This is a genomic window from Bradyrhizobium sp. SPXBL-04, from assembly GCF_051853035.1.
In the GTDB taxonomy this organism is placed as follows: Bacteria; Pseudomonadota; Alphaproteobacteria; order Rhizobiales; family Xanthobacteraceae; genus Bradyrhizobium; species Bradyrhizobium zhanjiangense.
The window spans coordinates 4123147-4137439 of the sequence record NZ_CP182472.1 but is presented as its reverse complement, the minus strand read 5'-3'; the positions used below and the strand labels follow the sequence as shown (position 1 = coordinate 4137439).

15 protein-coding genes are annotated in these 14293 nt (G+C 61.2%); 9 read left to right on the top strand and 6 right to left on the bottom strand.

Annotated features, from left to right (window positions below; translation table 11 throughout):
- Positions 1-35 precede the first annotated feature (35 nt).
- The 3 genes from ACNJX8_RS19530 to ACNJX8_RS19520 all read left to right on the top strand — a co-directional run bounded on the left by ACNJX8_RS19530 (position 36) and on the right by ACNJX8_RS19520 (position 1952).
- Positions 36-977 carry an acetamidase/formamidase family protein gene (locus ACNJX8_RS19530; protein WP_130213374.1) on the top strand — a complete coding sequence of 314 codons (942 nt, stop codon included), beginning with the start codon at positions 36-38 and terminating at the stop codon, positions 975-977.
- Between the two features lie 199 nt (positions 978-1176).
- Positions 1177-1374, top strand: coding sequence for a hypothetical protein (locus ACNJX8_RS19525; protein WP_007603456.1), 198 nt, complete (start codon positions 1177-1179; stop codon positions 1372-1374).
- A 74-nt stretch (positions 1375-1448) separates the two neighbouring features.
- The gene (locus ACNJX8_RS19520) at positions 1449-1952 is read left to right on the top strand and encodes a GcrA family cell cycle regulator (protein WP_128955732.1); all 504 of its coding nucleotides are present in this window, start codon (positions 1449-1451) and stop codon (positions 1950-1952) included.
- Between the two features lie 476 nt (positions 1953-2428).
- Here the strand turns inward: ACNJX8_RS19520 and ACNJX8_RS19515 are convergent, their stop codons facing one another.
- Positions 2429-3952 (bottom strand): porin, encoded by a 1524-nt coding sequence (locus ACNJX8_RS19515; RefSeq protein WP_128933386.1) that lies wholly within the window; start codon positions 3950-3952, stop codon positions 2429-2431.
- A gap of 407 nt (positions 3953-4359) precedes the next feature.
- Here ACNJX8_RS19515 and ACNJX8_RS19510 point away from each other — a divergent pair, with 407 nt between their 5' ends.
- Positions 4360-4866: a MarR family winged helix-turn-helix transcriptional regulator gene (locus ACNJX8_RS19510; RefSeq protein WP_164935046.1), complete on the top strand. Its 507-nt coding sequence runs from the start codon at positions 4360-4362 to the stop codon at positions 4864-4866.
- Between the two features lie 13 nt (positions 4867-4879).
- On the opposite strand, the gene ACNJX8_RS19505 is transcribed toward ACNJX8_RS19510, so the two are convergent.
- Positions 4880-5992, bottom strand: coding sequence for an alpha/beta hydrolase family protein (locus ACNJX8_RS19505; RefSeq protein ID WP_128933384.1), 1113 nt, complete (start codon positions 5990-5992; stop codon positions 4880-4882).
- A 248-nt stretch (positions 5993-6240) separates the two neighbouring features.
- Positions 6241-7212, bottom strand: coding sequence for an SDR family NAD(P)-dependent oxidoreductase (locus tag ACNJX8_RS19500; protein ID WP_128946717.1), 972 nt, complete (start codon positions 7210-7212; stop codon positions 6241-6243).
- Positions 7213-7703: 491 nt separating this feature from the next.
- Between ACNJX8_RS19500 and ACNJX8_RS19495 the strand changes: the two genes are divergently transcribed.
- Complete coding sequence (locus tag ACNJX8_RS19495; protein ID WP_231088410.1) at positions 7704-7871, top strand: hypothetical protein; 168 nt, start codon at positions 7704-7706, stop codon at positions 7869-7871.
- A 121-nt stretch (positions 7872-7992) separates the two neighbouring features.
- On the opposite strand, the gene ACNJX8_RS19490 is transcribed toward ACNJX8_RS19495, so the two are convergent.
- Positions 7993-8958 carry an alpha/beta hydrolase fold domain-containing protein gene (locus ACNJX8_RS19490; protein ID WP_439361704.1) on the bottom strand — a complete coding sequence of 322 codons (966 nt, stop codon included), beginning with the start codon at positions 8956-8958 and terminating at the stop codon, positions 7993-7995.
- Positions 8959-9081: 123 nt separating this feature from the next.
- Between ACNJX8_RS19490 and ACNJX8_RS19485 the strand changes: the two genes are divergently transcribed.
- The 3 genes from ACNJX8_RS19485 to ACNJX8_RS19475 all read left to right on the top strand — a co-directional run bounded on the left by ACNJX8_RS19485 (position 9082) and on the right by ACNJX8_RS19475 (position 12402).
- Positions 9082-9705, top strand: coding sequence for a TetR/AcrR family transcriptional regulator (locus ACNJX8_RS19485; protein ID WP_439361703.1), 624 nt, complete (start codon positions 9082-9084; stop codon positions 9703-9705).
- Between the two features lie 216 nt (positions 9706-9921).
- Entirely contained in the window at positions 9922-11625 is a 1704-nt protein-coding gene (locus ACNJX8_RS19480; RefSeq protein ID WP_439361702.1) for a P-loop NTPase fold protein, read from the top strand.
- Between the two features lie 264 nt (positions 11626-11889).
- Positions 11890-12402, top strand: coding sequence for a septal ring lytic transglycosylase RlpA family protein (locus tag ACNJX8_RS19475; protein WP_439361701.1), 513 nt, complete (start codon positions 11890-11892; stop codon positions 12400-12402).
- A 367-nt stretch (positions 12403-12769) separates the two neighbouring features.
- Here ACNJX8_RS19475 and ACNJX8_RS19470 read toward each other — a convergent pair whose 3' ends face one another.
- The gene (locus ACNJX8_RS19470; protein ID WP_439361700.1) at positions 12770-13015 is read right to left on the bottom strand and encodes a hypothetical protein; all 246 of its coding nucleotides are present in this window, start codon (positions 13013-13015) and stop codon (positions 12770-12772) included.
- A gap of 656 nt (positions 13016-13671) precedes the next feature.
- On the opposite strand from ACNJX8_RS19470, the gene ACNJX8_RS19465 reads away from it, so the two are divergent.
- Complete coding sequence (locus ACNJX8_RS19465) at positions 13672-13902, top strand: hypothetical protein (protein WP_245474193.1); 231 nt, start codon at positions 13672-13674, stop codon at positions 13900-13902.
- A gap of 138 nt (positions 13903-14040) precedes the next feature.
- Here the strand turns inward: ACNJX8_RS19465 and ACNJX8_RS19460 are convergent, their stop codons facing one another.
- Positions 14041-14274, bottom strand: coding sequence for a hypothetical protein (locus ACNJX8_RS19460; RefSeq protein WP_128933376.1), 234 nt, complete (start codon positions 14272-14274; stop codon positions 14041-14043).
- Positions 14275-14293: the final 19 nt, after the last annotated feature.

Genomic DNA, 14293 nt, shown 5'->3' with positions numbered 1-14293 from the left:
AGCCCGCGGCCGATGAAACCAACCGGACGCGGCAAATGACCCATCATCACCTGCATTCCAGCCCCGAAACCTGTCATTGGGGCTTCTTCGAAGCCGCGCTCAAGCCCGTGCTCACCATCGCCAGCGGCGATGAGGTGACGGTCGACACCATCAGCGGCGGTCCGGACATGCTGCCCGACCGCAACAAGTTTCACATTCCGCCGGAGATGTTCGAGGTTCATGCCAGGAACGAGCGCATGCTGCCCGGCCACATCCTCACCGGCCCCATCGCGGTCGAAGGCGCCGAGCCCGGCGACGTGCTCGCGGTCGAGATCCTCGACGTCCAGCTCCGGCAGGATTGGGGCTGGAACATGATCAAGCCGCTGTCCGGCACCCTGCCCGACGATTTCCACGAGACGCGTATCCTGAATATTCCGCTCGACCGGTCGCGGATGGTCGGCCGCATGCCGTGGGGCCTGGACCTGCCGCTCAAACCGTTCTTTGGCGTGATGGGCGTGTCGCCGCCACCTAGCTGGGGCCGCATCTCCTCGCTGATCCCGCGTGCGATGGGCGGCAATCTCGACAACAAGGAGTTAGGTGCAGGTGCGACGCTCTATTTGCCGGTGTTCGTGCCGGGCGCATTGTTCTCCTGTGGCGACGGCCACGGCGTGCAAGGCGACGGCGAGGTCTGCGTCACCGCGATCGAGACCGCACTCCGGGGCCGCTTCCGCCTGACACTGCGCAAGGATCTCAAGTTCGACTATCCCCGCGCCGAGACGGCGACGCACTACATGACCATGGCGATGGACCCCGACCTCGACCAGTGCGTGGTGCGCGCGCTGCGCGACATGATCGCGCTGCTCGGCGAGACGCGAAACTTGTCGCGCGAGGACGCCTATACGCTGTGCAGCCTAGCCGCCGATTTGCGGGTGACCCAGACCGTCAACGGCGCCAAGGGCATCCATTGCATGATCGAAAAGGCGATCGTGCACGGCTGAGCCGGCCACCCTTCCCTGATGTGTCGATGCATCCCGCCGCCCGGCTTTCCGGCGGCGCGCCGCGCCATGCCCGAACTTCTCCAGCGATTCCAATGGGCTGATGCACCGGCATGGCCCGGATTTGACTTCCACCCCTGAACCTAAATAGAGTCTTAATCGTTACTTTTATGTACCCGAGTAAGAGGCTAGCGTTCGGGCCATGGCCACCGAAAAAGCCGAGACTGACCGTATTCCCGTAACCTTGGCGCTCTCGACCATCACCTATCTGGAGAAACTGGTGAGACAGGGCACCCACGGCACCAGCGTCCCCGGCGTCGCACGTACCTTGATCGAGGAAGGCATCCGTCTCGCCATCAAGGACGGGCTTTTGTCGATCCGCGACAATGGCAGGACGTGAGCGCGCGCCGGACGTGAGGCGGACTGATCTCGAGCGGCGGATGGCCGACATCTCGCAACCTGGGACCGTTACACATGCCTGCTGTTTCCCCGACTGCTTCACAGACTGCTTCACAGACTTGGACCGACGAACGCATTGAACTCTTGAAGCGGCATTTCGAGGCCGGCCTCTCCTGCCGCGAGATCGCCGCCGACATCGGCGTCAGCCGCAACGCCGTGATCGGCAAGCTGTCCCGATTGAATCTGACGCGGGGCCGGACGGCCGACGAGCGCAAGGTTCACGACAGGGGCTTTGCGCCGGCGCGCGCACCGAGGGCCGTGCCGCGGCTGCAATATGAGATGCTCGCCACGATCTACGGCGAGACCGACGCGCCCGTGATCACAGGGCCGATCGACGAGGCCAACCGCTGCTCGCTGTTGGAGCTTTCCGAGAACCGGTGCCGCTGGCCGATCTCGACGCCGGGCGAAGACGATTTCTGCTTCTGCGGCAACGCTGCACCCGACGGCCAGTCCTACTGCGCCGGCCACAGCCGCCTCGCCTACCGGCCGAACTCGCGCAGCCGCACCATGCGCGGCTGAAACTGCGGGATCTCTTGAGCATGATCCGGAAATGTGCGGCCGCGGCTCGGTCACCTCTCCCGCTTGCGGGAGAGGTCGGCGCGAAGCGCCGGGTGAGGGCTGTCTCCTCTTGGGGATTGTCCCATTGCGGAAACACCCTCTCCCCAACCCTCTCCCGCAAGCGGGAGAGGGAGTGCACCTCCGGTGTTGCAGCGATCAAGCCGCATCTCAATCATGCTCTAGAAAACGAAAAACCTCCGGCGGGGCATCACCGGAGGTTCTTGGAGGCTTAGCGTGAAGCTAAGAGCCGCAACTTTCGTCATCGGCTGGGAGTATATAGCTTAGTAACTCAGGTAAGTAAATAAGTCTGAGGACGATCGAATCGCATGGCTTGCCTTCATCGATTGCGTGGAAAGCTGCCGGATTTCCGAACCTCTCATCGTAACAAAAGCCCCGGCGGTTTCCCGCCGGGGCTGCTTCATGTCCGAAGACCGCGCTTACCAGTTGCGCTGGGCGCGCAGCAGCAGGCTGTAGGTGTCCTGGTCCTTCAGCTCATACGTTGCCGCGGGCTTGGCGACGCTCGTCAGTGCTCCGGTCGTGATCGCGCCCGAATACTTCTGGTCGAGATGGCTGTAGGTGAAGTCGGCCGAGAAGGTCAGGTTCTTCACCGGCGTCCAGCGGGTGATGACGCCGACCTGGCCGATGTTGAAGTCCGGGTTGCAGGTGCCGGTCAGGGTCGCGAACGCGGCGCTGCCGCAGATCAGGCCCTTCGCCGTGCCGCTGTAGTTGACCGCAGCCCACGCGCCGTAGAGCGCCGTGTTCCAGTACGGGCTCCAGTTGTGGGTGTAGGCACCACGGAAGCCGTAGGTCTTGGTCAGCTCGAGGTTGCCGCCGGGGCCGAACACCGCGTCAGACACGCCGGCGAAGCCGATGCTCTGATACGCCGCATTCGAGCTGCCGAACATCGAGTAGCTGGTCGCAGCCAGCGACTGGAAGTTGTAGCGGCTCGCGCCTTCGGTGTAGACGCCCGACACGTTGATCACGTCGCCTGCGCCGGTCGGAATGTTCTTGATCGACAGAGCGAGCTGGACGGCCCAGCCCCATTTGTCTTCCGGATGACCGGTGACTTCAGTGGCGCCGTAGTAGCCGACGTGATTGTCGTGCGCGGCGACCGACGCCTGGAACAGGCCCCAGGCCTGGTCGACACGGACGACGCCGACGATGTCGGGCGACCGGGTGCCACCGATGTCGTTCGATCCGTAGGCGCCGCCGAGGACGCCGGTGGTGCTCATGCCGGCCGTGTTCCAGATGTTGGTCGTGAAGAACTGAGTCTGGTCCTGCGCCGAGATCGTCGCCGTCACGCCTTGGCCGAAATCAGCCGTGTAGGTGAACTGGGCGACGCCATTGGTCGAGCCGCTGCCGCCGACCAGCTGGTCGAAGTTGTTGCCGGGATAGTTGATCCAGGGCGCGTCGAACTGCGAGACGGACTTACCCATGGTGAAGCCGGCGAACTGGATGAAGGCGTAGTAGACGCCGAGCGATCCGCCCGAGATGCCGCCGTCCGTCGGGTTGATGGTGGACGAGCCAGCCGTCGTGGCACTGTAGCCGGTCGCACCTGTGGCAGAGCCGGTGCCGACATAGCTGCCGGTCGTCCAGGTGAAGACCGCGTCGAAATAGGTGCGGACCACGCCGTACTCGGTCGCGGTGCGCGTATCGATGTTGAGATCCTCACGAGCACGCATCGAGTAGTAGTTCGTCAGGCGGTTGTTCGCCGCGAAGACGCCGTTGTACTGGGCGCTGTAGTTGCCGCCCGCGTTGAGCGCGACTTCGGCACGCAGATAGCCGCCCAGCTTGATGCAGGTGTCGCTGCCCGGGATGTAGTAGAAACCCGCGCCATAGAGCGAACAGATCTTCACGTATTCGACCGCCTTGGCCTTGACCGGAAGATCGGCCGCCTGGGCTCCACCTACGGCGATCAGACCCGCCGCAGTGCCGAGCAAAAGGCTCTTCACTACTTTCATTTAAAACCTCCAAGTTGCTCATTTTACGGAGGACTGGACCGTGAGGCCCCCCAGGTCCCCGCCTCTTCAATCCGCTCGGCCGCTTCGCGCTTTCGGACGCACCCGCTTGCAACGCGAGGGACGTGAGCGAACCACCTGCAACGGGACGATCGAGTACCCCCCACCGTCGCCAGCCAATATGCCTACGCTGTTCCGCTAATCAAAATAGTTTATTTAGTCAGCTTTATTGTTTCACTAAACCTGTGCCCCGCGCGCAACACCAGGGTCAGCCAAATCTGCTGAGCTGATCATCTTTGTAGTTTTAGTGACGAAATTACCCTGCTCTGCACTTGCGTCAGGGCAGGCTTGCGTGGACTATGGCCCTCCATGAACACCGGCCTGAAGAATCAGTTCACGGGAGTGACGCTGTGTCCGCAACGAGGAAAGAGGGTGCGCGCCTGCGCTCCATCGGAAATCTGGATATCATCAGGCGCTTCACCTGGGAGATATCGTCGATCAACATGTATCTGGAGGAGCTGCGTCAGTTCTGGGCGAGGACGCTCGGCATCAGCGGCCCGCAATGGCTGATCCTGATGGCCATCTCCGACCTCGACAAGGACGACGGCATCCCGGTCAACGTCGTCTCCAAGCTCCTCCACGTCGATCCCTCGTTCGTCACCACCCAGTCCAAGCTCCTCGAGAAGAAGGGCCTGTTGCGCCGTCGTCCCTCGCCGACCGACGCCAGGGTGGTGCGACTGTCCCTGACCGAGAAGACGCAGAAGCACCTGGCGAGCCTCAACGAGCAGTACAAGACCATCAAGGAATTCGTCTTCCAGGAGTTCGACGAGCACGAGCTCACTGAATTCACCGCCAAGCTCGCAATGCTGAAGTCCCGCCTCGAGAAGGCCTGCGTCCGCCTCACCCTCGATTTCTGACGCGCGCTTTAGATCAGATCCGCCCGGCCGCGCCGAGCCGCGATTCGAGCCAGTCGAAGATGTATTCGTTGGCAAGGCTGGGGTTGTCCGCATGCGCCTGCGCCGCGCCGGTCTCCGCCGCAGTGAACACCTTCAGCATCACGTCCGAGCTTCCGAGCCGGGATTTTTGGACGAGCTGACGGGCCCGATCGGCCTTGAGCCAGCCGTCCTCGCCGAGCGTGATCAGCACCGGGCAGTCGGCGCTGGAAGCCATCAGCGGGGCATGCGGCACCGGCACGATGCTGACGTCGCTCATCGCGAATCGGCTGGCGAAGAAGGCCCGCTCGTGCAGATCCCACAGCCCGCCGTCGCAGACGGCGGCGGCAAGCCGCGGCTCCTGCAACACCGCGCGCGCGACGAAGGAAGAGCCCCAGCCGTCCGCAACGATCGCGACGCGCCCGAAATCGACGTCGCTGCGCATCTCCAGATAGTCCATGACGCAGGGAATCGAGCTCTCGAGATCCCGGCGTCGCAGCAGCTCGTCGAGAAAATCGTCGCGCTGGTCGCCGAAGAGGTCCAGTGCCAGCATCGAGAATCCGCGCTCGCGCGCATGCGGCGCGAGCTTGAACAGAAACTCCTCCTTGCGGTGGCCGGGCTCGCCAATGCAGATCACGGTCGGCGCCCGCCCACTTCCCGACGACGCAGGCAGGAAGTAGCCCTGCAGCGCATGTCCGTCGATCCAGGGGATGGTCACGACCTCGCCGGCCGGGCCGCGCGCCGACAAATAGCGGCGGGCGCACTCCTGCATCGCGAGCACTGCGACCCAGCGGCGCTCGTCGGCCGGGTCGAGCGGCATCGCCGCTGCACCATAGTAGTTCGTCGCACGCAGCCAGTTGCGCTGTGCCGTCGCCAAATGGCCTTCCGCGAAGGCGGCTTCGGCACGCTGCCGGTTGGCCTGCGCCAGCTTCTTCCACTCGCGATGCCAGGACTGATCGTTGCCCCGCTTCAGCTGCCGCGCAATCATCAGGCATTCGGCGATCGTGGCGCCGCCCTCCTGGGCCGCGGTGAGCAGCCGCGTGAATTCAGCGGAGATGTCCTCTCTCTCCGGGCAAAGGGTCCAGTCGTCGGAGAGGCATGCGGGTATCATCGGGAGCTACGCTCTGTCGTCGCGTTACCCCTGATTGACTAGACTATTTTGGTTGGCCAACCAAGCTGGCGTGCGTCAAATGAGACCCGTTCAAGATCACCATCGCTTGAACGCACGGACGCGTCGCATGCGTGACATTCGAATTCGGCATGAGGCGCTGAACACTGGCAAGAGGTGGCACGCATTATCACCGGCGCACCTCTTGCCATGACGATTATCATACCTACATTCGCGCGCCTCTTGGGCGGTCAGCCAAGCCGCCAGCCGACCTCCTGCGTAAAACTTTCGTAGAAGGCGCGGTCGTAGGCCTGCTCCGGCGTGGCGCGCACGCGCTCGTCGAGGCGCTTGGCGTCCTCGCCGACGAGAATGCGCCAACGCTCCGCCTTGACCCCATCGAGAATGATCTTCGCGGCCTCTGCCGCCGTCGTCGGCGCATCCTCCAGGAAGCTGCGGGCGCGCTCGGCAAACGCCGCCTGGATGTCATCGTCCGACATCTTGTCGGCATCCGGCACGCCGGCCGCGACCATGCGCTTGCGGGTCAGCGCGACCTCGTCGGCGTTGAGTCGGTCCGAGCCGTCACTGCTCTGCACCTTGCGCGAATTGGAGACGATCGAGGTGCCGATGTGACCGGGCATCACCACCGAGCATTTGACGTGTGGCGCGTGCAGGCGGAGGTCGTTGATCAGCGCTTCGGTAAATCCCTTCACCGCGAACTTGGCCGAGCTGTAGGCGGTGTGCGCCTGGTTCATGCCGATCGAGGCCCAGAAGCCGTTGACGCTCGCGGTGTTGACGATGTGGGCCTCGTCGGCGGCGACCAGCATCGGCAGGAAGGTGCGCACACCGAGATAGACGCCGCCCCAGCAGATGTTGAAGGTTCGCTCCCACTGCTCGCGCGTGTTGGTGAACAAGCTGCCGCCGCCGCCGATGCCGGCATTGTTGAACAACAGATGGATCTTGTCCGTCTTCTGCTGCTCGGCGAGCTCGTCGCGAAAGCGCCTCAGATGATCCTCGATCGCGACGTCGGCGACATGCGTCGTGACGCGCAGGCCCTGGGGCAGCTTCTCGACCTCGCAGAGCCGCTTGGTCTCGGCCATCGCCGCTTCCGAGACGTCGCACATCGCGACGTTGCAGCCTTCGGCCACGAGCTGCCGCGCCAGCTCGCGCCCCATTCCCGTGCCACCGCCGGTGATGACCGCGATCTTTCCTGCAAAATCCTTCATGGGACTTCGGTCCCTCCCCTTGTCGGTATGTTTCTTCGTCACAGCGTCGCTCACCGCAACGCGCGCAAAACTGTAGCAGCGCCGCATCCGCAGGTAAAAGCGGCGTCCAGCCAGGTCCGACATCAGTTATTTCGGCGGACGGACTATTCCGCCGCGTCGACGCGCGGCTGGCTCAACGCGTCGGGCGCGCCTCGCGAAAGGCCGCCGCGTGGCGCTGGTCCCACAATCGGGGGATGACTGCCCCGTTCCCGTATTTGTCCGGCTTCGGGTTAGGGGGAATTTTTTTACAGTCCGAATCGCCAAATCGGCGTGGACGCTGGGGCGATTCGGCCAGGCCAGCGTGTTGCGTGCGTGTCACAGGCTCTGGCACTCCGCTTGCATCCTCTTCGTGGTCAGAAACAACCGATGAGGTGACAGGAATGTTCGTGACCGTCGTTGCCGTGCTTTGCCGGCTAAGCGCAGTCAGCTCAGGCAGTTGCGTCGAGGAAATCGTGACCGACAGCAACATGACGCCCGAGATGTCGATGATGCAATGCGCGATCGGCGCACAGGCCCCCTTGGCGAAATGGATGGGCGAGCATCCGATCTATCACGCCAATTGGCGCCTCGAGCGCTACAAATGCGTGCCGGGCCACTACGAGATCAAGGGCCACGCGTAGGCCCGTAGAATTACGACGTCGAGGAAACGCCCCGGAGGCGCGCCCATTCTCCCTCCGCATGGGCTCGATAGCGCCACCTCATTGGGCCGCCGCGCTCTGTGACAATGATCACGCCCTTCCTTTAAGCTACCGCGCGCAAAATGAGCGCACGCGCACGTCGCCCCTCCGGCGTCGGCATCAGCGCATAATTGTGCGGTTGGTCACGGAGCAGGTGCAGCTCGACCGCCACACCCACCGCTCTCGCCCGCTCCACAAGATCGACACTGTCGGGATATAGAAGGTCGCGCGTGCCCGAGAAGATCGTCATCGGCGCGAGCGCGCGGAAAGCGCCGTTGAGCGGGCTGACGAAGGGATGACCGACATCGAGCTCGCCGGCATAGAGCCGTCCCGCCTCGACGATCCCCGGAATGTCCTGAATGGGATCGCGGGCGGCAAGCGCGACCTGCTCCGGACGGCTGACCGAGGCATCCGCCGCAGGCGAGATCAGCACCAGGCGAGCCGGCTGCCGGTGCCCGCGATCGCGCAGCCACTGGCAGGCGGCGAGCGCAAGACCCGCGCCGGCGGAATTGCCGACCACCGTGACCTTTGCGGACCCCGCGTCTTCCAGCAGCATGCGCAACAGCTCGGCCGTTGCCGGCACGATCTCCTTCGCGGTCGCGCGCGGCGCCAGCGGATAGATCGGCACGACGCAAACGACGCGCGCCTTCCGCGTCATCTGCCCGACAAAGCGCCAATGCGCCGGCACGATCTCGTTGATGAAGCCACCGCCATGCAGGAACATGACGTGATTGCAGCCCTCATGGCCCGACGACGGCACGGTGTAATACACGGGCCAGCCGCCCATCTTGGTCAACGTCACCTCGACGCCGCGGCCCAGTCCCGTCGGCTCATACGAGGCCGGCTGTAATGCGAGCTTCTGAACATGCGCCTGCACGGCTTCGGCTGAGGCGAGCTGCTGCTTGAACGGAAGCTGACGCAGCAACGCATTGAAGCAACGGCTCTGCAAGCTCGGTGCGGGATCGCCGCGGCGCAAGGCACCGAAGTCAGGGCAAAACTGCAGGGACGACAACATCTTTGCGACGCTCATGGCCACTTCTCTCCGCCTGGCTTGATCTCTCAGGGCGACAAAGACTCTTGCCGACCCGCCGCCACTTGCGGCTATAATGCGAGCATTCGCTCGCTTTTCCTACTCGCATTCGGATTCGACACCATGGCGCGCAAACCGCCGACAAAACCCCGGAAAAACGCCTCGCAAGCGCGATCCCGCGCCACCGTCGACGCACTTGTCGAGGCAACCGCTCGCATTCTGGTCCGCGAAGGCTTTGAGAAGGCGAGCACGAACCGCATCGCCGAGGTCGCCGGCGTCAGCGTCGGTTCGCTCTATCAGTATTTTCCGAGCAAGGAGGCGCTCGTCGCCGCCGTGATCGACCGTCACAACGAGGAGATCATGGGCCTCGTCCGCGCCGCATTGTCCGAAGTCGCCGACCTGCCGATCGAAAATGCCGTGCGCAAGCTCGTCACCGTCGCGATCGAAGCCCACCGCATCGACCCGAAACTGCACCGCGTCCTCGCCGAGCAAATCCCGCGCACCGGCCAGCTCAAAGACGTCGAAGCCTTCAACCGCGAGGTCCACGCTCTCGTGCGCGCCTATCTCGAAAGCCGCCGCATGGAGATGCGCAAGATCGACCCGGCCCTAGCGACGTTCATCTGCGTCAGCGCGATCGAGGCGGTCGCGCACAACACCGTGCTGAACCAGGCCGAGATGCTGTCGGAGAAAATGGTGCGGACGCTGGTGGACGAGACGACGCGGATGGTGGTGGGATATTTGAGGTGACAGAGATCGAGAAAACGCGACGACAAGACGACGCCGCTCTGTATAACGCGCGCCGAACCCCGATCCGCCTTGCGCACGGTGCTCGCCCTTTGTTCTCCTTGTCAACCTGATATAAGGCGCTCGCCCAAGTGTTCTCGTTCGGTAAGCTCAACTTGACGAGTTCGACCGCGAGTTTGCGTTGAATCTATTGCGAACAGTCTAACGAGATTTGGCCAAATGACATCCACCGAAGCAGTAAAACGCGAGATCGAACGCTTTCTGCGCTCGCCGGAACCCGAAGTGCTGTGCATTACCGGAGCTTGGGGAGTGGGAAAAACCTATACATGGCGAACGATCCTAGATCGCGTTCAGAGCAAACGCGAAACCGGGTTGTCGCGATACTCCTATGTCTCGCTCTTCGGAATTGACTCCCTAGAAGGAATGAAGACGGCGATATTCGAGAACCTAGAATTTCTGCTACCGGAAGGCAGCACAAGTCTCGAACGCATTCTCTCAGGCGGCAATGCCGCCTTGAAGGGCGGAAAAAAGCTGGCGGGCGCTCTTTCTGCCTCGCCTGTTCCATATCTAGGCGGTGCATTATCGAAGGCGCAACCGCTCCTATTTTCAGCGATCCGCAATCAAATCGTTTGCGTGGATGACCTTGAAAGGCGCGGGTCGATTTCGGTGAAGGACGTCTTTGGCTTAATCTCATACCTACGCGAGCAGCGCGCATGCAAAGCCGTATTTCTTCTCAATAGAGGTCAACTGGACGATGCCGGACAGAAGCAGTTTGATGACTACTTTGAAAAAGTTATCGATACAAATCTTGTGCTCGCTCCAACGAGCGAGGAGGCACTTGCTATCGCGATCACCGGAAATGACGATTTGTCCAACCTCATTCGGGAACATTGCAAAAAGCTGAATATCTCAAACATTCGGGTCATTAAGAAAATCGAGCGTCTTATACGGATGCTCGACGGGCAGATTCTCAGCCAATGTGCACCTGATACGGTTCGCCAGATCGTTCACTCGATGGTCATGTTCGGGTGGCGCAAGCTTGATACCGGAGCCGCCCCGCCGCCAATTACTTACCTTAAGCGCGGGGAGTTTGAACGATACATGATGGGCCGTGACGAAATTCAGGACGAAGAAAACGTTGGTGACGGCGCCGAACGAGAGGGATGGGATGTAATTCTCGATGGTTACGGTTGGGGATCGATGGATGATCTTGATACCGCGCTATTGAATTTCGTTGAAACGAGCCTCATGGATGCAGACCAGATAATATCGAAGGCAAAGGAGATCGAAGCTGGCTTGGGCCATCGAAAGCAGATGGAAGCGTTCGAACAGTGCTGGCGTCCATTCCACGACAGCTTTAATGATAATGTAGACGAAGTGTGCGCCAGCATCGTGCAAGGCATCAAAAATAACTTCGCAGTGGTTTCGCGCCCGAACCTTGATGCAGCAATTTCGATACTCAATGACATTGGTCGCGCTAGCGACGCGACTGATTTGCTCGATTTTGCGTTAGCGAACGGCAGTACAGAGTTCTGGACTTCCGACGACCCTTTTCATCGCGAGGTAAAAGATGCTCGTATCCTTCAAATCATCCAGGAGCGGCGGCAGTCTGCGCAACCTGCCCTGAATTTCGAGAAAGATTTGGGGTCGGTGCAAAGCTTGAACCGCGAGAAGATGGCCTTGTTGGCAGCGGTGCCTGTGGAACGATTTGAACAACTGTTCAAAGATAGCTCGGGCGAAGCGCTCAGAGGCTGCATTTGCGCACCTCTAGAACTTCGCAAGATCGGCGGCATAAGTGACGACGCAAAGCGGGTCGCGGCGAAGGTCGAGGAAGCGCTTAGGCGGATAGCGAAAACTTCGAAGCTGAATGCAATCCGGATGAAAAAATACGACGTGCCTCTAGACGCCAACGAGGAAGACTAGCTGGCGAGAGCCATCAACGCTGCCTCGACGCGGCTGCTGGACGCGGCAATCTCGTGCCTCGGGTTGCAGATCTACGGCCGTGATGCGCCGCAGCGAGACAATTGCTTGCTGCGCTGCGCCTAAGTACTCTCGGAACTACGCATCGAACCATCGGTATGCATTCACCTTTGTCTGCACGAGAATGCCTGTGCAGGAACACCGGCCGATGAGTTGCATTGTCCGTCAGTTTCATGCGTGAGGCCGATCATGCAAGTTCTTTGTAGAATGATCGCGATTGCAACAATCCCAGCTTGGATGGCGATCTACTCGACTCCTGCTGTCGCGCAAACTTTCGATGATAGGTGGTTCATCATTCCAAAAGCTCAGGCGGAGCCAGCTCCTGAAGGCCTCGACCAGACAAAGAAGGACGAAGCGCAGACGCCACCTTCGACCCCACAGCAAGCGCAACCTCTGACTCCGGAAGAGCCCTCGAAAGATCGTTTAGGAGCCCAATCTTCTAATCGAGTCTTTTCCGGCAAAGCCTCCTACTATTCTTATTTCAAAGGCAAGACAGCGAGCGGTTCATCGTTTGATCGTAATCGGCTAACAGCGGCGCACCGCCGCCTGCCTTTCGGCACCAAGTTGCGCGTCACTCACGGCAGCCGAAGCGTCATCGTCACAGTCAATGACCGCGGTCCGTTCGTCCGCAGTCGTGTCCTCGACCTTTCGCTGGCTGCTGCGCGCAGCTTGGGGATTACGGATCGTGGCGTGGCTCAGATTCGTGCCGAGGTGTTGTGAACATACAACCGGCGCCGAAGCGAAATTGCCCGCAATTAAAAGAACTCCGACGCTACTGCGTGCTCCTGTTTTGCCCGACGCGTCAAATCGACTCGGAAAAACCAAATGACATCGCTACTGTGCATGGGGCTGGTGAGCGCGCATCCGCCGCCGGCGGGAGCAGGCTCCCACCGACGGTCAATCCACCCGACAGATGTTGAGAAAAATTGTCGGAGCGAGAGGATTTGAACCTCCCCCCAGTCTCCCAGGCGCAAGCAGACCTTTGTTCCACTAAGGAAAATTCAGGAAACTACTGAGCTGGTTCTGACTGAGCCGACACGACTCATTGGGGTTGTAAACCAGTCGCGGCAGGCCCGGAACTCGCCCGTCAGTCGCGATAGCCCTTGCACTTCGTCTCTTCTTTGTACTCGCCGTGCTTGCCCCACTTGCGCTCGATCTTGCAGTGGCCTCGGTGATACTCCTGCTTGTATTCGCGGTCGTAGTTGTAGGCGCGGTAAGGACCACGATCGTAGCCCCATCGGCCTTTGCCGCTCTCATCCTTCCAGGGGTCGGCGGATGCAGGTGTCACGACTAGCCCGAGAACAATTCCGATTGTCGGAAGCGCGTGCTTCATGGTTCGACCTTTTCAAACCAGCGCCGGGCAATGGGAGTGCGCTGGGCTTCCGGCAGTGCTGCAGCGTCGACCTAGGCGCCATCGAGCATCGCCCGAACGCTCAAAGCAACAGGATCAGTGCACGACACGGAGAAAATAGTAGCTGACGCCACCGATCACGAGAACCGTGGGCACAGCCCAAAGCAGGGCATGGTTTCCTTCTCCTTGTTCTGCCCGCTAGCCAAACGGGGTAAGCAAGGTTCCAGTTCCAGAGCGGACGATTCCCCGTTCCTCTTCGGGCTGCTCACAGCGCCAGAGAGGATGCGTCCAGGCCGCCCCGAGACCGGGAATGCTGAGGCCGCTCCGGAGCGCACAGCTGTACGGCTATCTGATCGAACGCGATGGCCTGCTATTTCATCCAGGAGGCAACCGTCCACTGTGCGGGTCAAGGCGTATGCTTAAAGTACGCTGGTTGAAGAAGGTGGGGAGTCGATACGAGCTGACTCCGGAAGCTCTGCAGCAATTGCGCTGATCATAAGATCGGCGCGAGCTTGGAGCGATTCGCGATGCGCCTTCTCATCTTGAGGAGGAACGTCGAGGTCACTGACTGCATTGAGCTGAGCGCGGCTTCAAGCAGCCGCCTCCACCCTTAGGAGCGAACGGTGTCGAGATCACCGGTGTCGAAGGACGAGCTCGAGCGAATTGCGCTGCAGGAGATCCGAAGTTTTCCAGGCACAGAGAAGGTCGTGTCCATCGAAGTTGAGTTCGGGCCCGATCACCGACCCGGCACCTCAGAGTGGAAGCTGCATGTCGTCGCGCAGGAAGGCTGCGACCTTGCACGCATTCAATACGCAGCAAAGACCACAAGCGACCGGCTCAAACGTCGCTATGAGATCCTTTTAAACTAATTTCCGATTGCTCTGCATCAAGCCCGAGTGGAACGGCCCCGGCCGTGGGGCTTTTGGGCGTCGAGAAAGGCCGCGCTTGGAGGCTGCTTGGAGTTCTCGCTGCTAGTCAGCTGCATCGGTGAGAGCGATTGCGGGGACCTAGCGGGTCCGCCGCCGTTTTACCAGCCAGTACACGCCGTATCCAATCGCGAGAATAGGAAGGCCGGCACCTGCGATCGGTCCGGGGGCTCCACTGACATGACCAGGCTTATTCTGGCCGGGCGCGTTGGGACAATTCCCATTGCCGTTGCAAGCCGAGGCAGGTGGCACGGTCGTCATCGCAAGAGCCAACGCAAATGCCGCTGCGGAAAGAACGCCAAAGGTGAGCTTCATGGATCTCTCCTCTCTCAGG